25 protein-coding genes are annotated in these 23988 nt (G+C 65.0%); 14 read left to right on the top strand and 11 right to left on the bottom strand.

Annotated features, from left to right (window positions below):
- Window positions 1–30: 30 nt before the first annotated feature.
- Together L0U83_RS29945 and L0U83_RS29940 are read right to left on the bottom strand one after the other, a co-directional pair.
- Window positions 31–432 (bottom strand): hypothetical protein, encoded by a 402-nt coding sequence (locus L0U83_RS29945; protein ID WP_233887738.1) that lies wholly within the window; start codon window positions 430–432, stop codon window positions 31–33.
- A 110-nt stretch (window positions 433–542) separates the two neighbouring features.
- On the bottom strand, window positions 543–1451 hold the full coding sequence (locus L0U83_RS29940; RefSeq protein WP_233887737.1) for a LysR family transcriptional regulator: 909 nt from the start codon (window positions 1449–1451) through the stop codon (window positions 543–545).
- Window positions 1452–1566: 115 nt separating this feature from the next.
- Between L0U83_RS29940 and L0U83_RS29935 the strand changes: the two genes are divergently transcribed.
- From L0U83_RS29935 to L0U83_RS29915, 5 genes are all read left to right on the top strand, one after another.
- Window positions 1567–2922, top strand: a complete 1356-nt coding sequence (locus L0U83_RS29935) for an MFS transporter (RefSeq protein WP_233887736.1) — start codon at window positions 1567–1569, stop codon at window positions 2920–2922.
- Window positions 2919–3968: a hypothetical protein gene (locus L0U83_RS29930; protein WP_233887735.1), complete on the top strand. Its 1050-nt coding sequence runs from the start codon at window positions 2919–2921 to the stop codon at window positions 3966–3968. Before L0U83_RS29935 ends, L0U83_RS29930 begins: the two co-directional genes overlap by 4 nt.
- Before the next feature lie 75 nt (window positions 3969–4043).
- Complete coding sequence (locus tag L0U83_RS29925; protein WP_233887734.1) at window positions 4044–4922, top strand: LysR substrate-binding domain-containing protein; 879 nt, start codon at window positions 4044–4046, stop codon at window positions 4920–4922.
- Between the two features lie 159 nt (window positions 4923–5081).
- On the top strand, window positions 5082–6236 hold the full coding sequence (locus L0U83_RS29920) for a methionine aminotransferase (RefSeq protein ID WP_233887733.1): 1155 nt from the start codon (window positions 5082–5084) through the stop codon (window positions 6234–6236).
- Between the two features lie 60 nt (window positions 6237–6296).
- Window positions 6297–7085 carry an ABC transporter substrate-binding protein gene (locus L0U83_RS29915; protein ID WP_233887732.1) on the top strand — a complete coding sequence of 263 codons (789 nt, stop codon included), beginning with the start codon at window positions 6297–6299 and terminating at the stop codon, window positions 7083–7085.
- 36 nt (window positions 7086–7121) lie between these two features.
- On the opposite strand, the gene L0U83_RS29910 is transcribed toward L0U83_RS29915, so the two are convergent.
- The 4 genes from L0U83_RS29910 to L0U83_RS29895 all read right to left on the bottom strand — a co-directional run bounded on the left by L0U83_RS29910 (window position 7122) and on the right by L0U83_RS29895 (window position 11585).
- On the bottom strand, window positions 7122–7358 hold the full coding sequence (locus L0U83_RS29910; protein ID WP_233887731.1) for a hypothetical protein: 237 nt from the start codon (window positions 7356–7358) through the stop codon (window positions 7122–7124).
- 252 nt (window positions 7359–7610) lie between these two features.
- Window positions 7611–8933 carry an MFS transporter gene (locus L0U83_RS29905; RefSeq protein WP_233887730.1) on the bottom strand — a complete coding sequence of 441 codons (1323 nt, stop codon included), beginning with the start codon at window positions 8931–8933 and terminating at the stop codon, window positions 7611–7613.
- 155 nt (window positions 8934–9088) lie between these two features.
- The gene (mhpA, locus tag L0U83_RS29900; protein ID WP_233887729.1) at window positions 9089–10636 is read right to left on the bottom strand and encodes a bifunctional 3-(3-hydroxy-phenyl)propionate/3-hydroxycinnamic acid hydroxylase MhpA; all 1548 of its coding nucleotides are present in this window, start codon (window positions 10634–10636) and stop codon (window positions 9089–9091) included.
- A 97-nt stretch (window positions 10637–10733) separates the two neighbouring features.
- Window positions 10734–11585: a fumarylacetoacetate hydrolase family protein gene (locus tag L0U83_RS29895; protein ID WP_233887728.1), complete on the bottom strand. Its 852-nt coding sequence runs from the start codon at window positions 11583–11585 to the stop codon at window positions 10734–10736.
- A gap of 145 nt (window positions 11586–11730) precedes the next feature.
- Here L0U83_RS29895 and L0U83_RS29890 point away from each other — a divergent pair, with 145 nt between their 5' ends.
- On the top strand, window positions 11731–12309 hold the full coding sequence (locus L0U83_RS29890) for a VOC family protein (RefSeq protein WP_233887727.1): 579 nt from the start codon (window positions 11731–11733) through the stop codon (window positions 12307–12309).
- A gap of 15 nt (window positions 12310–12324) precedes the next feature.
- On the opposite strand, the gene L0U83_RS29885 is transcribed toward L0U83_RS29890, so the two are convergent.
- The 4 genes from L0U83_RS29885 to phaP form a co-directional block, all read right to left on the bottom strand.
- The gene (locus L0U83_RS29885) at window positions 12325–13080 is read right to left on the bottom strand and encodes an IclR family transcriptional regulator (protein WP_233887726.1); all 756 of its coding nucleotides are present in this window, start codon (window positions 13078–13080) and stop codon (window positions 12325–12327) included.
- Between the two features lie 229 nt (window positions 13081–13309).
- Window positions 13310–14053, bottom strand: a complete 744-nt coding sequence (gene phbB, locus L0U83_RS29880) for an acetoacetyl-CoA reductase (protein ID WP_233887725.1) — start codon at window positions 14051–14053, stop codon at window positions 13310–13312.
- A gap of 249 nt (window positions 14054–14302) precedes the next feature.
- Window positions 14303–15484: an acetyl-CoA C-acetyltransferase gene (locus tag L0U83_RS29875; RefSeq protein WP_233887724.1), complete on the bottom strand. Its 1182-nt coding sequence runs from the start codon at window positions 15482–15484 to the stop codon at window positions 14303–14305.
- A 134-nt stretch (window positions 15485–15618) separates the two neighbouring features.
- Window positions 15619–16197: a TIGR01841 family phasin gene (phaP, locus tag L0U83_RS29870; RefSeq protein ID WP_233887723.1), complete on the bottom strand. Its 579-nt coding sequence runs from the start codon at window positions 16195–16197 to the stop codon at window positions 15619–15621.
- 357 nt (window positions 16198–16554) lie between these two features.
- Here phaP and L0U83_RS29865 point away from each other — a divergent pair, with 357 nt between their 5' ends.
- From L0U83_RS29865 to hmpA, 8 genes are all read left to right on the top strand, one after another.
- Window positions 16555–16890, top strand: coding sequence for a hypothetical protein (locus L0U83_RS29865; protein WP_233887722.1), 336 nt, complete (start codon window positions 16555–16557; stop codon window positions 16888–16890).
- 27 nt (window positions 16891–16917) lie between these two features.
- The gene (locus L0U83_RS29860; protein ID WP_233887721.1) at window positions 16918–17583 is read left to right on the top strand and encodes an RNA polymerase sigma factor; all 666 of its coding nucleotides are present in this window, start codon (window positions 16918–16920) and stop codon (window positions 17581–17583) included.
- On the top strand, window positions 17580–18059 hold the full coding sequence (locus L0U83_RS29855) for a hypothetical protein (protein ID WP_233887720.1): 480 nt from the start codon (window positions 17580–17582) through the stop codon (window positions 18057–18059). The genes L0U83_RS29860 and L0U83_RS29855 overlap by 4 nt, the downstream gene beginning before the upstream one ends.
- On the top strand, window positions 18056–18568 hold the full coding sequence (locus L0U83_RS29850; RefSeq protein WP_233887719.1) for a periplasmic heavy metal sensor: 513 nt from the start codon (window positions 18056–18058) through the stop codon (window positions 18566–18568). The genes L0U83_RS29855 and L0U83_RS29850 overlap by 4 nt, the downstream gene beginning before the upstream one ends.
- 86 nt (window positions 18569–18654) lie before the next feature.
- Window positions 18655–20142, top strand: coding sequence for a DUF1800 domain-containing protein (locus tag L0U83_RS29845; protein ID WP_233887718.1), 1488 nt, complete (start codon window positions 18655–18657; stop codon window positions 20140–20142).
- Window positions 20143–20147: 5 nt separating this feature from the next.
- A complete protein-coding gene (locus tag L0U83_RS29840; protein WP_267939539.1) occupies window positions 20148–21296 on the top strand; it encodes a DUF1501 domain-containing protein in 1149 nt (382 codons plus the stop codon).
- Between the two features lie 59 nt (window positions 21297–21355).
- The gene (locus L0U83_RS29835) at window positions 21356–21571 is read left to right on the top strand and encodes a YXWGXW repeat-containing protein (RefSeq protein WP_233887717.1); all 216 of its coding nucleotides are present in this window, start codon (window positions 21356–21358) and stop codon (window positions 21569–21571) included.
- Between the two features lie 152 nt (window positions 21572–21723).
- On the top strand, window positions 21724–22935 hold the full coding sequence (hmpA, locus tag L0U83_RS29830; RefSeq protein WP_233887716.1) for an NO-inducible flavohemoprotein: 1212 nt from the start codon (window positions 21724–21726) through the stop codon (window positions 22933–22935).
- Between the two features lie 57 nt (window positions 22936–22992).
- Here hmpA and L0U83_RS29825 read toward each other — a convergent pair whose 3' ends face one another.
- Complete coding sequence (locus L0U83_RS29825) at window positions 22993–23973, bottom strand: amidohydrolase family protein (RefSeq protein WP_233887715.1); 981 nt, start codon at window positions 23971–23973, stop codon at window positions 22993–22995.
- Window positions 23974–23988 lie beyond the last annotated feature (15 nt).

Here is a 23988-nt window from a genome sequence, read left to right as displayed (position 1 = left end):
GGCGCTACCCGGCAACGCGCATGAAGCAGATCAGCAGGACGGGCTGCCGTTGGCCGTGCAGAACGCCGCGGGCGCACCCGCGATCAGGGGAATCGGCATAACGGGCGGCGGGGGCGGCGGCGGAATCCTCACAGCGCCGCACCACGAGTTCGCGCTGCGCCCGGCATTTGGCAAGCAGGGAGCGAAGCGCTCGCGCAGATCCTCGGCGGCCTGCTCGTTGCGCTCGCGCGCCTCGAGCGCGGGCCGCAGTTGCCCGTCCAGCCAGGACGCGAACGTGATGACGCAGCCCGCCGCGACGGCCAGCAGCGCGAGCCTCGACTTGTGGTTGCGTAGCTTGCGGAGCAAGCGCACCGCTGCCGGACGGCCTGCGATGGGCGTCTCGCGCCCGGTTGCGGCCCGCACTGCCGCTCCTTCGATGATTCTCGTTGCCACTGTCTATTCGTCTTGCTTTTGTGATTGTGCCTGGCGCCCGTATCGAGGCATACGGGTTAACGGCAGGTCGAAGCAATCCGAAAGGGGCCGGACGAAAATATTTGAGGGACTCAGCCGCTCTCGCGCGAACGCTCCACAAACGCAAACACCGTTTCGCGGAACCGCTCCACCGCCGGATTGCGCACGGCGGGCTTCGTCACGAGATGAAGCGGCGCGCGAAACGCCTCGTCCCCGGCCACGCGGCAGTAGCGCACGCTCTCCTGCTGATAGCGCCGCATGGAAGCCGGCACGAGCGTCACGCCGCCGCCCGCGGCCACGAGATTGATCGCCGTGACCATGCGCGGCACCTCGTCGACCACGCGCAACTGCACGCCCTGGGCTTCGCAGGCACGCACGAAATCGGCGTACATGCCGGGAGCGCCTGGCCGCCGCACGAAGATGAACGGCTCGCCTGCCAGCCGCTTGAGCGACACCGCACGCGTACCCGCCAGCCTGTGCCCCGCCGGCAGCACGAGCAGCATGTGTTCCTGAGCGATGCGCTCGAAGCGCAACTCAGCGGGCGTCTCGATCGGCTTGCGCAGGATCGCGACATCGACGTGAGCGTTCATCATCATCTCGATGATCTCGGCCGCGTTGATCTCGCTAAGCTCGATGGCGATGTCGGGATGCGCGTCGCGATACGCGCGGATCACGGCTGGCGCGAGCGGATGAAACGCTGCCGAACTCGTGAGCGCCACATGCAGCTTGCCCGCCTGCCCGAGCGCCACCCGCCGCGCATGCGTGACGCCCTGCTCCAGCGTTCGCAGAAGGTTGCGCGCGCAAGCAGCGAACGCCTCGCCCGGCGCGGTCAACTCCACGCCGCGAGGCTGCCGCGTGAAAAGCGCGAAGCCCAGCTCCTGCTCGAGCTCCTGGATTTGCTGCGACAGCGGGGGCTGCTGCATGTGCAGGCGCGCGGCCGCGCGTGTGAACTGGCGCTCTTCGCAAACCGCGAGGAAGTAGCGCAGGTGACGTAGCTCCATAGGGACGCTCCGGTATAGGTATTGGATATGGCAACCCAATCTGATATGTATTTTACATTTGCCGCTCAACTCCCTAGTCTGTGAGGAAAACACCAACGACGACATCCGGAGACATATGCAATCCATTCTTGAAGCAGGGCACACCGCGCTCGACGCGCCCGCCCTCACCACCTCGCAGGTACGCCGCGCCGTGCTCGCTTCCGTCATCGGCAACGGGCTCGAGTGGTTCGATTTCCTCATCTACGGCTATTTCGCGAAGACCATCGCGCAGGTGTTTTTCCCGGTGCACAGCAGCTTTCTGTCGATCACGCTCACGCTCGCCACCTTCGCGATCGGCTTCGTCGTGCGACCGCTCGGCGGTGTGGTGATCGGCGCGTTCGCCGACCGTTACGGGCGGCGTCGGACCCTGTCGGCGCTGATCGTGCTGATGGCGGCGAGCACCTTGCTCATGGGCGTCACGCCCGGCTATGCGTCGATCGGCATTGCCGCACCGCTCATCGTGCTGCTCGCGCGCGTTCTGCAAGGGCTCTCGGTGGGCGGCGAGTTCGCCACCGCCGCGTCGATGCTCACCGAGTACGCGCCGCAAGGTCGCAAGATGTTCTACGGCAGCTTTCAGATGACGTCCCAGGCTGTGGCTTTGCTGCTTTCCTCCGCATGCAGTTTTCTGCTGACCACGCATCTCACACCCGCCGCGCTCCTCGAATGGGGCTGGCGCGTGCCTTTCCTGCTCGGCGCGCTGGTGGGCCCGGTGGGCTTCTATATCCGCCACAAGGTCGCCGAATCGCCGGAGTTCGTGCAGCTGCGCGAGCGCCTCGGCCACGCGCCGCGCCAGTCCTTGCGCGCGTTCCTGCGCGAGCGCGGCGACGCGGCGCTGTGCGCCGTGGGCGTGATCGCCGTGGGCGCGGCGACCAACTATCTCTGGCATTCGTATATGCCGCTCTATGTCGAGCGCCAGTTGCATCTGCCGCTCAAGAGCGCGTTGCTCGGCACGGCGGCGTCGGGGCTCATCGGTATCATCGGCTATCCGCTCGCGGGCAAGCTCGCCGACCGCTTTGGCGCCTACCGGCTCTTCCTGCCCGTGACGCTCGTCTGGATCTGCGCCGCCTGGCCGCTCTTCGCGTGGGTGCTCGCCGCGCCCACGCCCGAGCGCGTATTCGCCGCGCAAATGGTCGCGACCGTCGTGCTGAGCCTGATGTCCGGCGCGCACCCCGGCATGCTCACGCAGCTTTTCCCCACGTCCACGCGCTCCACGGGCGTCGCGCTCTCGTACAACATCGCCGTCACCTTGTTCGGCGGCATGGCGCCGCTCACGGTCTCGACGCTGATCGGCGTGACCGGCTCGCGCATCGTTCCGGCGTGGTATCTCATCGTCACGGGCATCGTGTCGCTCGTGCTCGTCTTTGCAAGCGTGTCGGGCCGGCGCCTGCTGCGCGAGCCCAATGCGTGGCCGGCGGAGTCGGAGTCGGCATGAACGAGCAGCCCTTCGTGAGCGATGTACGCCCGCGCAACGAGTACCCGGTGCGCGCTATCGGCGAGGTCCTCTTGCCTGTCGTCACGGCGCAAGGCAGCGGCAATATGCCAATGTTCGTGGGCGGCTGCACGGCAAGCGAGCGAGCCACGCGCGCGCTCGTCGTGCTACACGGCCGCCTGCGCGACGCCGACGCCTATCTGCGCTCGACACTGCGCGCCCGCGCCGCTTCCTCCGCGCATGACGACACCACGCTCGTCATCGTGCCGCAGTTCCTGGCAAGCGCCGATGTCGAGCCCCACTGCGCGCGTGCGGATTTCCTGCACTGGGAATGGACCGCATGGATGGGCGGAGCCGATGCGCGCGGCCCCGCGCCCTTGAGTTCGTTCGACGCCCTCGACGCCCTCGTCGCGCAGCTTGCCGATCGCTCGCGCTATCCAGCGCTGCGCGAGATCGTGATCGCGGGGCATTCGGGCGGCGCACAGGTCGCGCATCGCTATGCGATATTGAGCGCCGCGCCCGAGCAATGCGCGCAACTCGGCGTGAGCCTGCGCTTCGTGATCGCGAATCCCTCTTCCTGGGTGTATTTCGATTCGTTGCGCCCACAACCAGACGGCGGCTTCGGTCCAGCGGATCACGCCGCCTGCCCCGACGTCGACGACTGGAAATACGGCATGCGCAAGCTCCCGCGCTATGCGGCGGCAACGCGAGATGCTGCTACCCTCGAACGCCACTATGTCGTGCGGGAAGTGGTCTATCTGGCAGGCGAACTCGATTGCGACCCCGCGCACGCGGCGCTCGACCGCTCGTGCGCAGCCAGCGCGCAGGGGCCGCACCGTCTCGCGCGCGCCCGCGCCTACTACGCCTACCTGCGCGCACGACATCCACAGTTGCGCCATGCGTGGTTCGAAGTGCCGGGCGCGGGCCACAACGCCGAAGCGATGTTCCTTTCCGGGCCAGGCATCCGCGCCCTGTTTGGTGCGCACGCAACGATCGATGCGGCACGCGCGGCAGGAGAGGCACCGAGCACAGGCGGCGCGGACGATTGAAACGGGCGTCCGTCGTATCATAGCGGCTCGATTCCCGCCGGATGCGTGCGCCCGCCCGGCCGCCCAACGACTGCCATGAGACGCCTACCCCCGCTCAACGCCCTGCAAATCTTCGAAACGGTCGCCCGCTACGGCAGCTTTACGCGCGCGGCCGAGCACCTTTGCCTCACGCAAGGCGCCGTGAGCCGGCAAATCCTCACGCTCGAGCAGTATTACGGCTTGCCGCTCTTTCGCCGCTCGTCCAAGGGTCTCACGCTCACCGCCGAAGGCGAACAGCTGCTGCCCGCCGTGCGCGACGGCTTCGGGCGCATCGAGGAAGCCTCGCAACGCCTCACGCGCCAGCGCACCGAGCTTGCGCTCAAGGTGCCGACCTGCGTGATGCGCTGGATGCTGCCGCGCATCATGCGCTTCCAGAACGAGCACCCCGACCTGCAGATCCAGATCACGACCACGTGGGGGCACGAAGTCGACTTCCAGGCGGAGCCGTTCGACGCGGCGATCATCTATGGCTCGTCGCCCGGCGCCGACATGCACGCGGTGGCGCTCTTCGACGAATACCTCACGCCCGTCTGCACGCCCGAGTTGCTCTCGCACCGCCCGCTCGTCAAGCCCGACGACCTCGCGCACCAGACCCTGCTGCACCCCACGCGCGACCACGCCGACTGGCGCCTGTGGCTCGCCCACGCGGGCGCGAAAAAGGTCGATGCCGATCTCGGCCCCACGTTCGAATCGCTCGATCTCGCGGCCACCGCCGCCATGCAGGGCTTTGGCGTCGCGATTACCGACCGCACGCTCGTGCGCGAGGACGTCGAGACGCGGCGCCTCGTCATGCCCTTCGACCTCGCCGTGCCCACGGGCTCGCGCTACTATTTCGTGTACCCCGAGTGCGTGGCCCAGCAGAAGAAGGTGCAGCTGTTCAGCGAGTGGATCGAGCGTGACCGCGCGACGGCCTAGTACGGCCATGAGCGCAGTGCATGGCAGGCATGAGAATTAATCGATTGCATGCGGGCCGCTCTTTCGGCGTAATGGGCCGCTTCGTGCGGGGCACGCGCATTCTGCGGCCTTGCACCTTTCAAGTCACGCGGCCGCCCGCCGCCCAAAGGGAGACCTACCATGCAGAGCGCCGCCCAGGCCCGCTCGAAGCTGCCCGATGTAGGCACGACGATTTTCACGGTGATCGGCCAGCTTGCCGCCGAGCATCAGGCGCTGAACCTCTCGCAAGGCGCACCGAATTTCGACCCGAGCGCGAAGCTCGTGGATGACGTGGCCGCCGCCATGCGCGCAGGCCACAACCAGTACGCGCCGATGGCAGGCCTCGACGACCTGCGCGAAGCGCTCGCCGCCAAGTTCGAGACGCTTCACGGCGCGCACTACGATCCGTCGAGCGAAGTGACCGTGCTCGCGAGCGCGAGCGAAGGCCTGTACTCGACGATCAGCGCGCTCGTACACCCCGGCGACGAAGTGATCTACTTCGAGCCCGCGTTCGACAGCTATGCGCCCATCGTGCGCCTGCAGGGCGCGAAGCCCGTGGCGATCAAGCTCGCGCAGCCGCATTTCCGCGTGGACTGGGACGCGGTGAGCGCGGCCATCACGCCGCGCACGCGCATGATCATCGTGAACACGCCGCACAATCCCACGGCCACGATATTCGGCGACGACGACATCGCGCGGCTCACTGCGCTCACGCGCAACACCGACATCGTGATTCTCTCCGACGAAGTGTACGAGCACGTGGTGTTCGACGGCGCGCCACACCGGAGCATGGCGCGCTACCGCGAGCTTGCCGAACGCAGCGTGATCGTTTCGTCGTTCGGCAAGTCGTATCACGTCACGGGCTGGCGCGTGGGCTACTGCCTCGCACCGGCCGCGCTGATGGACGAAATCCGCAAGGTCCATCAGTTCATGGTGTTTTCCGCCGACACGCCCATGCAGTATGCGTTCGCTCAGGCACTTGCCGAACCGCAAAGCTATCTGGGTCTTGCGGCGTTCTACCAGCACAAACGCGACCTGCTCGCACGCGCGCTGGAAGCCTCGCGATTCGAACTGCTGCCGAGCGAAGGCAGCTTTTTCCTGCTCGCGCGTTTCCGGTCCTTCTCGAATGAACGCGACAGCGACTTCGTGCTGCGGCTCATCCGCGATGCCCGCGTCGCGACGATTCCACTCTCGGCGTTCTACACGGACGGCACCGACGAAGGCATCATCCGCCTGAGCTTTGCCAAGGATGACGAAACATTGCTCGAGGGCGCGCGCCGCCTTTGCGCGATTTAAAGCACCCGCATTCGGAACACCACGAAACTGACAGGCAAACTGATAGGCAAGGAGATCACCATGAAGCGATTCAACGCGTTCCTCGCGCTGGCATGTGTGTGCGGCGTACTCGGCCCGGCATCGGCATTCGCCGACGCCAACCTGTTGCGCTTCGGCGTCGAGGCGCAGTATCCGCCGTTCGAAACCAAGGCCTCGGACGGGACGCTGCAAGGCTTCGATATCGACATCGGCAATGCCGTGTGCGCGAAGGCGAACATGACCTGCAAGTGGGTGGAGACGTCGTTCGACGGCCTGATTCCCGCGCTGCAAGGACGCAAGTTCGACGCCATCAACTCGGCGATGAACGCTACCGAAAAGCGCCGCGAGGCAATCGACTTCACCACGGTGATCTATCGCGTGCCGAGCCGCCTGATCGCGCGCAGTGACAGCGGACTCGTGGCCACCCCCGCATCGCTCAAGGGCAAGCGAGTCGGCGTGCTGCAATCGTCGATTCAGGAAACCTACGCAAAGGTGCACTGGGAGCCGGCCGGCGTGTCGATCGTGCCCTACCAGGACCAGAACCAGATTTACGCGGACCTTGTCGCCGGGCGTCTGGACGGGACGCTGCTGCTCGCGCCCGCAGGCCAGAAAGGCTTTCTTTCGCTACCCGAAGGAAAGGGCTTCGCGTTCGTAGGCGAGGCCGTGCACGACGACAAGATTTTGGGCAGCGGCGTGGCGTTCGGCATCCGCAAGGGCGACACGGCGCTGCGCGATCGCCTGAACGCAGCCATCGCGAAGATCGAGTCCGACGGCACGGTCACGTCGCTCGCACGCAAATACTTCGGCGACATCGACGTTTCGCCCAAGTAAGAGCTGGACACAGGGGCGGGCGCAAGGCTTTAGCGGTCAGCGCCGCCCCTCCCGCGAATTGCGGTTCACGTGAGCGTCGTTCTTCGTGCGCTCCTGGTGTGCATCGGCGCCCCAGCGGTCGGTGTCCTCCTGCCCGCCTTCCACGTCGCTATGCCCCTGGCGGCCCACCGAGCGCGGCTCATGCGGGTGACGCCGCGCGAGCGGCTCACTGCTTTCGTGCTGCGGATGCTTGACGTTCTTGTCGTCGTCGTCCGGGCTCTCGCGATGGTTCATGGCTGCCTCCTTGCTTGCAATACGCTGCGCTCATTCGCGCAGCGGCTCGACGCTGCGGGTCGGGTCGTGAAGCGGCTCGCAACGAGCATGGAGATTGCGCTCCCCTTATAGCCTTCGCCAGGTGGAGGTTCCGTGTGAGCGCGCACGTGTCGCGCCATTCGCCCGTGCTCAACCCGATGCGCGCTTTCGCCCGCTGCTTGCGAGTTAGCGCATCGGGCGTGCCCAGATAACGGGAGCGCGAGGAGACCACGCCTAGCCTGCCGCCGCTGCCGGGCGCTCCACCCGCGAGCGCGACGAAGCGTGCATCCCGAGGTTCGCCACCAGTGCGACCAGCGCCGAACCGATCACGTACCACGCGGGCGCCGCCAGCGATCCGCTCGCGCGCACGAAAGCCGCGCAGAGCAACGGCGCAAAGCCGCTGAACACGACCACCGAAACGTTGTACGCGAGCGCGATGCCACTAAAGCGCACCTGCACCGGAAAGAGGTCCGCAAGTACCGAGGCCCACGTGCCGCTAGCGAGCGAAAACACCAGCGCAGCGAGCACGAACAGCACGACCACGTTCACGCTGTGCGCCGCGAGCGCTGTGTAGAACGGCCAGGCAAGCGCGGCGAGCAGCACGCACGAAACGCGCAGCAAGTATCGGCGCGGCACGAAGTCGCCAGCCCAGGCGGCCGCGAGCAGCCCCGCCGAACTTACGAGCAAATACGCATTCTGTGCGAGCGCGGCCTCGCGCGGCGCGTAGTTCAACGTCTCGATCAGATACGCAGGCATATGGCCGTAGAGCACGCCGTTGAAGCCCGCCATCACCGCAATCGAGAGCGCACCGCCCACCACGGCGCCGCGATGATTGCGCAGCGTTTCGCGAAACGGCTGCTTCACCACGGCGCCCTGCATCTGCTTGAACTCGGGCGACTCGTCGAGATTGCGGCGCAACAGATACGAAACGATGCCGCACACGCCGCCCACGAGGAACGCAATGCGCCAGCCGTAGCTCGCGGCGTCGGCAGGGGTGAGCGCGGACTGCACGGCGAGATTGACGATCGTCGCGAGCATCACGCCCGTATTGATCGCGCAGACGATCACGCCGGCCGCGAGGCCCGCGCGGCGCGGCGCCGCTTCCACCGCATAGGTGATCGCGCCGGGCATTTCGCCGCCCACGCAAAAGCCTTGCAGCACGCGCAGACCAATTAGCGCGATGGGCGCGGCAATGCCCCAGCGCGCGTAATTGGGTAGCAGACCTATGCAGATCGTCGCCACGGTCACGACGACGATCGAGCCCACGAACACTGGCCGCCGGCCGATGCGATCGCCAAGGCTGCTGAGCACGACGCCGCCGAGCGGCCGGATGATATAGCCGATGGCAAGAACGGAAAACGTGAGCAGCATGCTCACGAGCGGATCGCTCGCCGGAAAGAATTGCGCGGCAATCGAGTGCGCGAAGAATCCGTAAATCACGAAGTCATAGAATTCCAGCGAGCCGCCTAGACTCGCAATGAGGATCATCTTCCATTGGGCGCGGGTCAGGCCAGGCGCAGCGGCCTGCGACGCTGGCAGGATGGGTGTCGTCTCCATTTGCTCTCCTTAATGTTGGATATGGCGGCGCTTGGGGGCTGCTAGCGGATCTTCGTCCTGCGCCTGTTCTTCAAAAGCATCGGACCGGGCGGCTGCGTTGCATTGCGGGCCGCCCTGGGACCGGGTCAAACGGGGCCAAGCGGGATCAAGCCGGCTCAAGCTGCCGCGGCCTCGCGCCGCCGCGGCGCACGCGCAACGCCCGCGCGTTCGAGCAGCGCATCCAGTTCGCTCGCATCGTGCGCCACGCCGCCAACGTAGCGGTCCGGACGCAGCAGCACGGCACGCGCGCCGGTATCCGCGAGCCAGGTTCGCAGCGGCTTGCGCGTAGCCGGAACGATCGCCACGCGCTCGCGTAGCGGTGCGTTCGCAAGCGCGTCTTGTGCGCGTTGCGCAAGCGCTTCGTCGACGACCAGCGCGAAGCGATAGCCCACGGCGTCGTCCAGACGCGTACCGTCTTCGAACACGGGTTGCGGCCCGATATCGCCGCCAGCGGCACCCGCGTGCCAGCCCGGCCCCAAACGCGGCTGCGGCGTGCGGAACTCGCGAATCGCCGCCGTCATCTCGCGGTCGCGCGCGGCCACGGCGTCGCTGTCGGTCGCCTGAATCACGCCACCCAACTGCACCGCCGTTTCGATGAACGTGCGCACATGCGGCTCGCGCTCGCTCTCGTAGGTATCGAGCAGCGTTTCGGGCAGCGCGCCTTCGATCACATCGGCGAGCTTCCATGCGAGGTTCGAGGCGTCGCGTATGCCCGCGGCCATGCCCTGCCCCATGAATGGCGGCGTCTGGTGCGCCGCGTCGCCAGCAATCAGCAGCCTGCCGCGCCGCCAGCCTTGCGCGATCACCGAGTGAAACGTGTAAATCGCCGAGCGTTCGAGTTGCGCATGCTCGGGCGTGATCCATCGCGCGAGCCGCTCCCAGATCCATTCGGCCGTGCCGATGCGGCGCTCGTCGTCGCCCGGCATCACCATGATTTCCCAGCGGCGGCGGTTGTGCGGCCCGCGCGTGTAGGTGGTCGGGCGCGCAGGGTCGCAGTACTGGATCGAGTAGTCGCCGAGATCGGCGCGCTCGCCCGCAAGCAGCACGTCGACCACGACCCAGCGCTCGTGCGATTTCAGATCGGCAAGCTCCGTGCCGATGAAGCGGCGCACCGTCGAGCGCGCGCCGTCGCAACCCACCACGTAACGCGCCGTGGTGCTGGCAAGACGCCCTTGCGCCGTATCCTCGAAGCGGATGCGCACGTGGTCATCGCGTTCGTCGAGCGCGAACACCTCGTGACGCAAATGCACATCGGCCCCGTCGCGCGCACAAAGTTGCGCGCGCAACGCCCGTTCGAGATCCGGCTGATGAAACTTGTAGCTTGCGCACCAGCCTTGAGTGCCAATGCCGCCGGGCCGGCTCCAGTCGATCATCAGTTCGCCGCGCGCGTTCACGAACTTCATGCCGGGGCCGACGAAGAGGTTCGGCAGCAGCGTTTGCGCGATTCCGGCAGTCTGAAACACGCGCATGCATTCGCCGTCGAAGTGCACGGCGCGCGGTAGCTGGAACACGTCCTTGTCGCGCTCGAACACCACGACTTTCAGGCCGCGCAGCGTGAGCAGATTGGCGAGCGTCGCGCCGGTCGGCCCGAAGCCGATGATCGCGACATCATAGTCGGGCGGTGGATTTGCTTTGCATACCGAATTGTTTACGACATCCTTCATCCCATTCACCTGATGCGAGGGTAACTGCGTGGCTAACTGTGTGGCTAGTTGCGTCGATGACTGCGCCGCCCGCATCATGCGGACGGCGTCCTGCGACTTACGCTTCGTCCGCGATGGGATTCCTGAGTGTGCCGATGCGATCCACCTCGACTTCCACCACGTCGCCATGCTTCATGAAAAGCGGCGGATTGCGCTTCGCGCCCACGCCGCCCGGCGTGCCGGTCACGATGACGTCGCCGGGGAAAAGCGGCGTGAAGGTGGAGAGATACGCGATCTGCTTCGCAATGCCGTGGATCAGCATCTCCGTGGTCGCACGCTGCACTTCCTGGCCGTTCAGGCGCGTGACGAGCGTCATCAGCGCGTTCGGCTCGATCTCGTCGCTCGTGACCATCCACGGGCCGAAGGCGCCCGTGCGGTAGAAGTTCTTGCCGGGCCCCCATTGGCCCGTATGGCGCTGCCAGTCGCGCACCGAGCCGTCGTTGTAGCAGCTGTAGCCCGCGATATGGCGCCACGCGTCGGCCTCGGCAATGCGCCGCCCGCCCTCGCCGATGATCACGGCGATCTCGCCTTCATAGTCGAACTGCGTGGATTCGCGCGGACGCAGCATGGGCTCGCCCGCGCCCACCTGCGATGCAGGCAAGCGCATGAAAATCACGGGCTGCTCGGTGGTCTCGCGGTTGGTCTCCTTCACGTGCTCTGCGTAGTTCAGTCCCACGCAGAAGATCTGCTGCGGATTCGCAATGACGGGTTCGAGCGTGACTTCGGCGAGCGGATAGTCGCCCTTGCCTTCGCTCGCGGCCTGCTCGGCTTGGGCAAACGCGCCGGCCGCGATCAGCGACTTGAGGTCCGCATAGCGGCCGCCAAGGCGCTTCTTGAGGTCGAAAACCGCGCCGTCGCGCACAACGCCGAACGACGAACCTTCATGGGTGGAAAAGCTGGCGAGTTTCATGGTGCTCCGTTGATAAAGAGTGAATTTTCTCTGAAATCGGGACGCGCATTTCTTGGTGCGTTTATCGTATTTTGAGAATACACTACGAAAAACGCGTCGCACAACTTGATTCTTATCAGGGTTTATCACTACTACCGGAGACAGCATGACTCTGCCCAACACCAAACAAACCACGAAGCGAACCGGCCTCACGCTCAGCCACATGGGCTTTTTCGTGACCGACATGGCGAAGGTCGAAGACTTCTATACGCGCGTGCTCGAATTCACGGTAACGGACCGCGGCACGCTGCCCTCGCCGCGCGGCACGGTGAGCCTCGTCTTTCTCAGCCGCGATCCCCGCGTGCATCACCAGATCGTGCTGGCGAGCGGCAGGCCCGAACAGTTGCCGTTCAATCCGATCAACCAGATTTCATTGGAGGCAGACAGTCTCACCACGCTCAAGCACTTTCACCGGCGCTTCGTGGAGGAAGGGATGGAGGAAATCGTTCCGGTCACGCATGGCAATGCGATCTCGTTCTACGCGCGCGACCCCGAGGGCAACCGGCTGGAGATTTTCATCGACACGCCGTGGTACGTGGATCAGCCCATGCGCGTGAGCGTGGACTTCACGCTGCCCGAGGAGGCGTTGCTGGCCGAGGTCGAGCGCCATGCGAGCACGTTGCCGGGGTTCCGGCCGCGTGCGGTGTGGGAGGGGGAGATGGCGGCGCGTATGGGCGTAGCGTGATGCCGCCCGAGCGCTTTATGACTCGATCAATGCACGCACGCGCGTGGAAATGCGCGCGGCGGCTTCCTTTACGGCCTCGACCACGCGGTCGAGGTTGAAGAACGCGAGGCGCTGCTCGGGTACGACGAGCGCGAGCGAGGCCACGGCCTCGCCGGATGCATCGGTAAAGAGCGGCGAAGCGACGGCGGACATGCCCGCTTCGAGTTCGCCCTTCGAGAGATAGAAGCCCGCGCGGCGGATCTTGAGCAGACTCGCACGGAATTCTTCGAGCGACGCGCCGAGTCCGCTAGCGGCGATGTCCTCGGGGTACTGCTCGAACAGCGCGGCAAGCTTCGCCTTGGGAAACGTAGAGAGAATCGCCTTCGGTGCAGCGCCAAGAAAGAGCGGACGCGGGCGGCCACGTCCATAGCGCAGGTCGAAAACGGCGTCGTGCGATTCCCGATGGGTATCGACGAGTTCGTTGCCATACCAGCGCGACATGACGGCGTCGAAGCCCGATTGCTCCGCGAGTTCACGCATGATCGGCTGCCCCGCCTTGAGCAGCGGATCGGAAATACGCAAATGGTAGTCGAGCGTAATGATGCGCGGGCCGAGGCCATATTCGCCGCCCACGAAGCGCAGCAGCATGCCAGTATCGACGAGTTCACGCAGATAGCGGTAAGCGGTCGGCACCGAGCATTGCAGTTCGGCTGCCACCTGTTCGGCGGAAAGAAAAGGCCGCGCCTCGGAAAAGAGTTCGAGGATGGACAGCAGTTTCGCAATGCTCGACAAAGGCCAGTCTCCGGTCACGCGTGGGGTGGCCAATTATAGCGGCACGCTTCACCCCGTTCGTGCCCCGCAAACCCGGCGGCACCATGCAAACCGCCGCATTGCAGGGCGCGCTTTACACGCGCCCTGCAATGCGGCGGTCGGTATGGATTACCGGCGTCACATGCGCTGCGCATCCATCAGGCGAAATTCGCCTGACATCATTCATGCGCGGTACATGTTTAGCATAGCTTTACTGCATATGCTGGCCGCCGTTGATAGGAATATTTGCGCCCGTCACGAAGCCGGCTTCGTCCGAACACAGGAACAGCACCAGCGCCGCGACCTCACCCGGGTTGCCAAGGCGGCCCATGGGAATCTGCGGCAGGATCTTCGTATCGAGAATGTCCTGAGGAATCGCGGTCACCATCTTCGTGGCGAGATAGCCCGGCGAAATGGTATTCACGGTCACGCCCTTGCGCGCCACTTCCAGCGCGAGCGACTTCGTGAAGCCGTGCATGCCGGCCTTCGCGGCGGCGTAGTTGGTCTGGCCGATCGAACCCTTCGAGCCGTTCACCGACGAAATATTGATGATACGGCCCCACGCGCGCTCGACCATGCTGTCGCACAGCGGCTTGGAGATATTGAAGATCGAGTCGAGATTCGTGCGCAGCACGGCGTCCCAATTGACCTTGTCGAGCTTGCGAAACGTCATGTCGCGCGTGATGCCCGCGTTGTTCACGAGAATATCGACGGGGCCGATCTCGCTTTGAATCTTCTTCGCTCCGCGCTGGCACGAGTCGTAGTCGGCTACGTCCATGCCACATGCGTGGAATTCGCGGTCGGTCTCTTTCATGCGCGCGAGCCAGTCTTTGGCCCCTGCGTTATCGGGCGAATGCGTCACGACGACGCGATAACCCGCATCATGCAACTTCACGCTGATGGCCTCGCCAAGGCCGCCCATACCACCTGTTACCAATGCAATACGATTAGTCATCCTATATATCCGCGAGAGTTGAGCGTCAATCAATCCGTGGCATGCCGCGTTACGCGAGCAGGCGCCACATACACTTTTGCCTGGCTTTGTCCTTCCACCCAGGACGAAGGCAAGGCGAATACCGCGCGGCTTCTGGTCAATTTCTAGTATTGCGCGTGGTTGTTGCTACTGGCGGCTCGCCGCTGCTTGCGCGTGCGACGAGCCGCTTGCTACGTGTTTACTACGCTGCTTACGGCTTTGAAACCGGCATCAAGCACGCTCGAGCGCGAGCGCCACACCCATGCCGCCGCCGATGCACAGCGAGGCGAGACCACGCTTCGCATCGCGGCGCTGCATTTCGTGCAGCAGCGTCACGAGAATCCGGCAGCCCGACGCGCCGATCGGGTGACCGATCGCAATCGCCCCGCCGTTCACGTTGATCTTCGACGTGTCCCAGCCCATCTGCTTGTTCACGGCCAGCGCCTGCGCGGCAAATGCCTCGTTGATCTCCATGAGATCGAGGTCGTTCACCGACCAGCCCGCGCGCTCCAGCGCGCGCTTCGAAGCCGGGACCGGGCCCATGCCCATGATCTTCGGATCCACGCCGCCGCTTGCGTACGCCTTGATGCGCGCGAGCGGCTTCAGGCCCAGTGCTTCGGCCTTCTTCGCCGACATCACCACGACCGCTGCCGCGCCGTCATTGAGGCCCGAGGCGTTGGCCGCCGTCACCGTGCCTTCCTTGTTGAACGCCGGCTTCAGACCCGCGAGCGATTCGGCCGTCACGCCATGGCGCACGAACTCGTCGGTCGCGAACTGCAGCGGCTCACCCTTGCGCTGGGGAATCGCCACCGGCACGATTTCCGCGTCGAAGCGGCCTGCCTTCTGCGCAGCCTCGGCCTTGTTCTGCGAGAGCGCCGCAAACGCATCCTGCTCCTCGCGCGTGATGCCGTATTCCTTCGCGACGTTCTCCGCGGTCACGCCCATGTGGTACTGGTTGTACACGTCCCACAGGCCGTCGACGATCATGCTGTCGATGAGCTTTGCATCGCCCATGCGAAAGCCGTCGCGCGAGCCCGGCAGCACGTGCGGCGCGGCGCTCATGTTTTCCTGACCGCCGGCGACGACGATGTCCGAATCGCCCGCGATGATCGCGTTCGCGGCCAGCATCACGGCCTTCAGGCCCGAGCCGCACACCTTGTTGATCGTCATGGCGGGAACGGCCGTGGGCAGGCCCGCCTTGATCGATGCCTGGCGCGCCACGTTCTGGCCCGAACCAGCGGTCAGCACCTGACCCATGATCACGTCGCTCACCTGCTCGGGCGCAACGCCCGCGCGCTCGAGCGCCGCCTTGATGACGATGGCACCCAGGTCAGGAGCCGCCACCTTCGCGAGCGAACCGCCGAATTTGCCTACTGCCGTACGTGCGGCCGAAACGATCACAATGTCAGTCATGTTGAGCTCCTGCTCTGCAATTACGCTGAAATATCGATGTTTTGAAAACTGAACCGGCGAATACCACGCCCTCGTCGTTCAGAGACGACGACGAAGGCGGGTATGGGCGTATTGCCGGTCTGGCAGGAACGAAATCAGGCCTTGGCCTGGCTCGTCGCCTTAGCGGTTGCCGGCTGGACGTCAACCGGCGCGGCTTCCTGGACGGAGGCGGCAACGTTCTGGAAATTGCTCTGGGCCGTTTCGATGGCCTGGCGGGTCACGCCGCGCAGCGTCTCGGCGGCATTGTTCACGGCGGCGAACGTCGAGTTCATGGCCGCGACGAAAGACTCCGCGCCGACGGGCGCGTTTTGCGTCAGGCCTTCGGAAAAGGCCTTGAAGCGCTGCTCATTCTCGCCCGATTGCACCTGGGCGGCTTGAATCAACTCGTTTTGAGTCGTCGTCGCGATATCGACGAGGTGGCGGCTGTACGACATAGCCTTGGCAGCCGCTTGCTGCGACGCGCCAATTTGCTGCGTCAGGAACTCGGCGGGATTGCCGCTCTGGAGAGCACCCTTGAGCGTCGCTTCGCTTTCGGCGATGGCAGCCTTGCTGGCCTGCACGTTGAGATCGATCACGGCCTGCACGCCCTGGAAAACGGGTTTCGTGAGCGCAAAGAACGCTGCGACGCCAGCCTGGTAGTTCGCGCGGAATTGTTCGGGTGCGGAAACAGACATCAGATCATGCTCCTTGGTTAGTCATACTAATAAAAGCGCCAACCCCCGATGGCCTGACTTACGGCTGGATTCCTATGTTTGGAAACTCATGTTGCATCGCCGCAGTCAATCTAGAGTGTCCATTCTAAGACAGAAATTTAACAATTTTGTGGCGGTTCATATTAGGTATAAACCCGTAGCGCAAGTCTTTCGGGTTCGGATCTTGCAGTTGTCAAGCAACATGTTTTCCAAATCGGTAAGTTCGACGCTGAGCGCGGAAATTGCATGCTGAATGAATGGCCCGCGACGGATTTTCCCCGCGGCGCCGTTCAAGTCATATAGGGGCTGTTGACCCCTCAGCATCAAGGGAGAGAAATTATGATCCGCAAACCACTGCTTTCGTCGTTTGCCGCCGTCCTGCTCGCCTCCACCGCAACGGCCGCGCTAGCTCAGGCCGTGGTCGTCGAACCCAACGCGCCGCCACAGCAGCCCGTGGTCGTCGCGCCAACTTCGCCGCCGCCGCCGCGGGAAGAAGCCGCCCCGCCGCCGCGCGAAGGCTATGTTTGGCAGGCAGGCCACTGGCGCTGGGATCGGGGCGTCTATGTCTGGGAGCCCGGCCGCTGGCAGGAGGCCCGCTCGGGCTACGACTGGGTGCCGGGCCACTGGGTCGAGGACGGCCCGAACTGGCGATGGATACCGGGCCACTGGGCATGACGTGGCATAGATCGGCATAAGGTGTGAATGCCCGACTTCAAACTGGGAAACGACTATGACGGCGCGGCAGCGGGTTCGCCTGCGGTTCAATCGTTGCAGACTTCCAAGGCCGGGAAGGCCTTGAACGAACGCGATCCGGACGCGGACCTCGTCGCGCGCGTCGGCGCGCGCGATCCGCTTGCCGTGCGCACGCTCGTCGCGAACAAGCTGCCGCGCCTCATTGCACTTGCCACGCGCATGCTGGGCGACCGCAGCGAAGCCGAAGACGTCGCTCAGGAAGCTTTCGTGCGGATCTGGAAACAGGCGCCGGCCTGGCGCACCGGCGAAGCGAAATTCGACACGTGGCTGCATCGCGTGGCGCTCAATCTGTGTTACGACCGCTTGCGCGGACGCCGCGAAGAGACCGTAGAAGACGTGAACGCCGTGACCGAGCCGACACCCGATCCCGCAGGCTCACCCGACCAGCAGATCGAAGCGCGCACGCGCGACGAACGCGTGCGCGCCGCACTCGCGGCGCTGCCCGTGCGTCAGCGCGAAGCGCTCGTGCTGACTTACTATCAAGAGCTGTCGAACCTCGAAGCAGCCGGCCTGATGGATATTTCAGTGGACGCGCTCGAAAGCCTGCTGGCGCGCGCCCGGCGCACCTTGCGCGCACAACTGGCCGGCGAAGCTGCCGGTAAGGACTCCGTATGACACCCGAACGATTCCACACGCTCGTCGCGGCTTATGGCGCCGACCCGCAGCGCTGGCCACAGCACGAGCGCAACGACGCGCTCGAATGGGCGCGCGCGCATCGCGCGCAAGCCGACGCGGCGCTCGACGAAGCCGTGGCCCTCGATAGCTGGCTCTCGCGCGACATGGTTGCGCCGCCCTCGCGCGCGCTCTTCGAGCAGATCGTTGCGGGCGCACCGGTCGAGGCCACATTCAAGCCCGCAGTCAAGCCTGTTTCCGCCGCGAAACGCCGCAGCTTCTGGTGGTCGGGCGCGGCGTTCGCTGGCGTGGGCCTCGCCGGAGCGCTCGCGGGCGCGCTGACGATATCGTTTGTCGTGCTCGGCGGCACGACACCCGCAGCACCGCACGAGACGTATCTCAGCACGAGCTTTGGCGGGACGAGTTCGGACTGGAGCGAATCGACCCTCAACCCCGGCGCCGAAGGGAGTGACGAATGAACGGCTGCTCATGGAAGACGCTGCTCGTCGGCTCGGTACTCCTGAATGTCTTTCTGCTCGGCGCCATTGCAGGCGGCGCGTGGCGCTGGTTCGCCGTGCACGGCGAGCCGCAGACGCAACCGGCGCAACGCGTGGCGTTGCGCTTCGCCACCGAGGAGCTTTCGCTGGAACGCCAGCAGCAGTTCGCGCAAGCGCTCAAGTCCTCGCGCCGCGAAGGCCGCCAGTACGCGCGCGACGGGCGCGACGGACGGCGCGAGGTGCTCGATCTGCTCGCCGCACCGCAACTCGACCGCAACGCCATCGACGCCGCGCTCACGCGCACACGCACGGCGGATAGCGCGTTGCGTGCGCAAATCGAAAGCGGTGTGGTCGATTTCGCGGCCACGCTCACGCCCGAAGAACGCGTGAAGTTCGTCGAAGGACTCGAAAAACGCGGCCAGTGGCGGTTGCCGGCGCAGCAACCAAAGCAGCCGCAGCCGGCCGCAAGCGAGGCAAGCGGCGCGCAATAAAAAAGTTGGCAGTCCAGCGACGGATAACGCGAGCGTTCACCGTTTAACGGGAATACGCAACGCTCCAGCGAGCACAAGGACCGCGCATGGAAAGCCTTTCGAATACCCGCGCCGGCGCGATCGCCATGAACCGCTTCGGCCTCGGCGCGCGCGCCGACGAAACGCCGCCTGCCAACCCCAAAGGCTGGCTGCTCAGCCAGTTCTCCGCATACGAACCGCTGCCCGCAGCATGGCGCAACGAGCCGGGTGTGCTGGCGCTCGCCGCGCGCTTCGGCGCCGAACGCCAGCAAGGTATGGCGGGCGACGCGGCAGCGAGCGCGGCTTCGGACACTACCGGAAAAACCACCGGACAAACCAGCGGAGAAACCAACGCCCAACAAGCTGCACGCCGCGCGGTCAATCAGGCGATCCGGCGCGAGAGCGTGGGCATCTACCGCAGCGCGGTCAACGCGCGCCTCATGAGCGCCTTGCAAACCGACACGCCTTTCGTCGAGCGTCTCGTGCATTTCTGGTCGAACCACTTTGCGGTATCGGTGGATAAAGCGCTGATTGCAGGCATTGCGGGCGCATTCGAAATGGAAGCGATACGCCCGCACGTGCTCGGCAATTTCGCGGACATGCTGGTCGCTGTCGAGCAGCACCCAGCCATGCAGCTCTTTCTCGACCAGACGCGCTCCGTCGGGCCCGACAGCCGTGCCGCGCTGCGCGCCGATCAGCGCGACCCCGCGCACAAGCGTGGCCTGAACGAGAACCTCGCACGCGAGATCATGGAACTGCACACGCTCGGCGTGCGCACCGGCTACACGCAGGACGATGTGACCGAATTCGCACGTGCGCTAACGGGCTGGAGCGTGGCGGGGGTGCGCGGGCCGCAACCGGGGAATATGGCCAATGCGGCCGCGCCCGGCAGCTTCGTGTTTCGCCCGGCGCTGCACGAGCCGGGAGCGCGCACCGTGATGGGCAAGCGCTACGATCAGCCGGGCGAACAGCAGGCGCTCGCCATCCTAGACGACCTCGCGCATGCGAGCGCCACGAGCCGCCATATCGCGTTCCAGCTCGCGCGCCACTTCGTCGCCGACAATCCGCCGCCCGCACTCACCGAGCGCCTCGCGCTCGCCTTCGAGCAAAGCGGCGGCGATCTCCCCACCGTGTACCGCGCTCTCGTTGAAGCGCCGCAAGCGTGGGCGCCGGTCGATGCGAAGTTCAAGACGCCGTGGGAATGGACTGTTTCATCGATGCGTGGTCTCGGCTGGCGCGAACCCGGCGACGTGGGCGACATGAATGCCGCGCCGCTGCTCACGCAGCTTGGCCAGCCGGTCTGGCGGCCGGGCTCGCCCGCCGGTTACGACGATATCGCCGCAAGCTGGGCCGCGCCCGATGCGCTCGTGCGCCGCGTGGAAGTCGCGCAGCGCTTCTCGGCGCGCGTGGGCGACCGGCTCGACCCGCGCACGCTCGGCAACACACTCATGGGCGCCACGCTCAGCGCGCCCACGGCAAGCGCGGTCGCGCATGCCGAAAGCGCATCCACTGCGATCGCCTTGCTGCTCGTCTCGCCCGATTTCCTGAGGAGATAACCGCCATGGTTTCCCGCCGCCATTTTCTGCGCGTCGCCGCCGCTGGCGCGGGCGCGATGCTCGTCGCGCCACAGATCGTGTTCGCCAGCGTCGAAACCGAACGCCGCTTCGTGTTCGTGATCCAGCGCGGCGCCGCCGACGGACTCAACATCGTCGTGCCCTATGCGGAGCCTGCATACGCGACGCTGCGCGGCCCGCTCGCCATCGACAACGACCAGGCCACGAAACTCGACGGTACGTTCGCACTGCATCCGTCGCTCGCACAGATGGCGCAGATGTACCGCGAAAAACAGGCGCTCTTCGTGCATGCGATCGCCTCGCCGTATCGTGACCGCTCACACTTCGACGGCCAGAACGTGCTGGAAACGGGCGGCCGCGCGCCTTACCAGGTCAAGGACGGCTGGCTCAACCGGCTCGTCGCAATGCTGCCTGCCTCGCGCGAAAACGCCATTGCGCTCGCGCCCACCGTGCCGCTCGCGCTACGTGGCTCAGTACAGGTGAGTTCGTACGCGCCCTCGGCGTTGCCCAGCGCGTCCGATGATCTGCTCACGCGCGTTTCGGCGCTCTACGAAGCCGATCCGCAACTGCGCTCGCTCTGGACATCGGCAATGAACGCACGCGGACTCGCCGGCGACGCCAGCGCACGCCAGGACCCTGCGAGCGTCGGCAAGCTGGCCGCGGGTTTCCTGTCGCGCTCCGATGGCCCGCGCATCGCCATGATCGAAACCGGCGGATGGGACACGCACAGCGCGCAGAATGCGCGGCTCGCGAATCAGCTAAAAGCGCTCGACACGATGCTCGCCTCGCTGCGCGACGGCCTCGGCCCCGCGTGGGACAAGACCACGGTGCTCGTCGCCACGGAGTTCGGCCGCACGGCGGCAGCGAACGGCACGGGCGGCACCGACCACGGGCAGGCTTCGGTGGCGATGCTCGTGGGCGGCGCCGTGGCAGGGGGACGCGTACAGGCCGACTGGCCAGGGCTGCGCACGGCGGATCTCTACGAGTCGCGCGATCTCAAACCAACCGCTTCACTCGACGCCTTGATAGCGGGCGCTGCAGCGGAGAGTCTCGGGCTCGATCCACAGCGCACGGCATCGACGCTATTCGGTGGCACAGGTACGAAATATGCGACTACGGGTTTGATAAGGGCGTGAGCGAGACCAGTAATCAGTTCGGATAACCAAATAATTTCAATCAGTGGAGGAAAATCGTCATGAAGATAAAATTACTGTACCCCGTTACCCTGGTCGCGTGCGTTGCCCTCCTTTCCGCATGTATCGTGGAACCCGCCCACCCACCGGAACCGGCGCCGCGCGTCGAGACACCGCCGCCCGCGCCCGCCCAGGGCTACGCCTGGGCCAAGGGCCACTACCGCTGGGAAGGCAACCAGTGGGTGTGGATTCCGGGGCATTGGGTGCAGGGGTACTAAGTCTGCCTACTGCGGCGGTCACATTGCATCCGGTGGATAAATCGGCCGACGCACCCTCCTGAATTCAAGCGCCGGTCCCTGCGAGGGTGCCTGTCATTGTCTAGACTGGAACGAGTATGCGTGCTTCCCCACTCGTGAAAGGAGGACCGGCAATGCTCACTCAGCGAACGAAGGACATCGTGAAGGCGACCGCGCCCGTGCTTGCGGACCATGGTTACGCGATCATCAAGCGTTTTTACACGCGGCTCTTCGAGGCCCACCCTGAACTGAAGAATGTGTTCAACATGGCGCACCAGGAACAGGGGCAGCAACAGCAGGCGCTCGCGCGCGCCGTCTACGCATATGCGGAAAACATCGAAGACCCTTCGAGCCTCGCAGCCGTGCTCAAGAACATCGCAAACAAGCATGCAAGCCTCGGTGTGCTGCCCGAGCACTACCCGATCGTTGGCGAACATCTGCTAGCCGCGATCAAGGACGTGCTCGGCGACGCAGCCACCGAGGACATCATCTCCGCATGGGCGCAGGCCTACGGCAATCTCGCCGACGTGCTCATGGGCATGGAATCCCAGTTGTATGAAGGTTCCGCCGACAAGCTCGGCGGCTGGACCGGCTGGCGCAAGTTCGTCGTGCACGAGAAGCGGCCGGAAAGCAGCGTCATCACCTCGTTCGTGCTCGAACCTGCCGACGGCGGCCCAGTCGCGAACTTCGAGCCCGGCCAGTACATCAGCATCGGCGTGAACGTGCCAGCGCTCGGCTTGCAGCAGATTCGGCAATATAGTCTTTCCGATATGCCCAATGGCCGGACCTACCGCATTTCCGTGAAACGCGAGGCCGGCGGCCCGCAACCGGCCGGCTATGTTTCGAACCTGCTGCACGATCACGTGAACGTGGGCGACGAAGTGAAACTGGCCGCGCCTTACGGCAACTTCCATATCGACGTGAACGCGCCTACGCCTATCGTGCTCATCAGCGGCGGCGTGGGCCTCACGCCGATGATCAGCATGCTCAAGCGAGCGCTTCAGGATCCGGACCGCAAGGTGGTGTTCGTGCACGGCGCACGCAATAGCGGCGTGCATGCCATGCGCGACCGTCTGCGCGAGACCGCGACCACAAATGCCAACTTCCACCTCGTGATTTTCTATAACGAGCCGCTGCCTGGTGACGTAGAGGGAAGCGATTACGATTACGCGGGGTTCGTCGACATCGGCCAGATCAAGCAGGCGGTTCTGCAACCCGACGCCGACTACTATATTTGCGGGCCCATTCCCTTCATGCGCATACAGCACGACGCGCTAAAGAATCTCGGCGTTCACGAAGCCCGGATTCACTACGAAGTCTTCGGGCCGGATCTTTTCGCGGAATAGGCGCAGCGTCCATCTCGGCAAGCGCGGCCCAACAGCCGCGCCTGCCATCTTGCCGGCTCAGAATCCAAACACCTTCAATGCGTTGCTGCCGCGCACCGCATCGCTTTGCGCCTTCGGCAAGCGCGCGGTATTGGCAAACGCGCCGCGCGTGTCATGCACCTGATGCGGCCAGTCCGTCCCGAACATGACCTGGTCTGCGCCCACCACCGAGATCAGGAACTCGAGCGAAGCCGGGCTATACGTGATGCAGTCGTAGTAAATGTGGCGCAGATAGTCGATGGGCTTGCGCTTCATCTGGCGGCGCTGCGGGATTTCCACGTCGTCGCCTTTGCCGAAGCGGCCAGCGAGATACGGCAGCGCACCGCCCGCATGCGAGGCGATGATCTTGAGGTTCGGATACTGGTCGAAGAAGCCTTCGAAGATCATGCGCGTGATGGCGAGCGTCGTATCGAACATGAAGCCCACCGACCAGCTCAGGTCGAACTTCGTCATGTCCATTTGCTCGACGCCCGGCGGATCGGTGGGATGCACGAGCACCGGCAGCGAACGCCGGTCGATCTCGGCCCAGATCGGCGCGAACATCGGGTCCGTGAGACTGCGGCCCGCCACGTTGGCAAGCACCATCACGCCGCTCGCACCGTTGGCGCAGGCGCGCTCCAGTTCCTGGACCGCGCGTTGCGGATACTCCCACGGCAGCGAAGCGAACCAGCGGATACGCTCGGGGTGAGCGGCCTGTCCCTCGGCAATCGTGTCGTTGGTCTCGCGCGCGGCCTGGCAGCTCGTTTCCTCGTCACCCCAGAAAACGTTCGGGCACGTCAGCGAAACGACCGAAACGTCGATACCCGCTTCGTTCATGTGCTTGATGCGAAGATCGAAGTCGAAATGGCCCTTCTGCGGAATCACGACCGGCGTGTTGCCGCGAAACACTTCCTGCTGCCCGTCGGGCCGCGTTTGAATGTTGTAGGCGCCACCGCGCTCCTTGAGCAGGTCAAGCCATTTGTGCGTGAAAATATGGGTATGGACGTCGATGACGGGCATGCTGGTTTCTCCTGT

It is taken from the genome of Paraburkholderia flagellata, from assembly GCF_021390645.1.
Taxonomy (GTDB): domain Bacteria; phylum Pseudomonadota; class Gammaproteobacteria; order Burkholderiales; family Burkholderiaceae; genus Paraburkholderia; species Paraburkholderia flagellata.
Note: the sequence above shows the minus strand (reverse complement) of the source record. Positions and strands in the feature narration are given on the sequence as shown.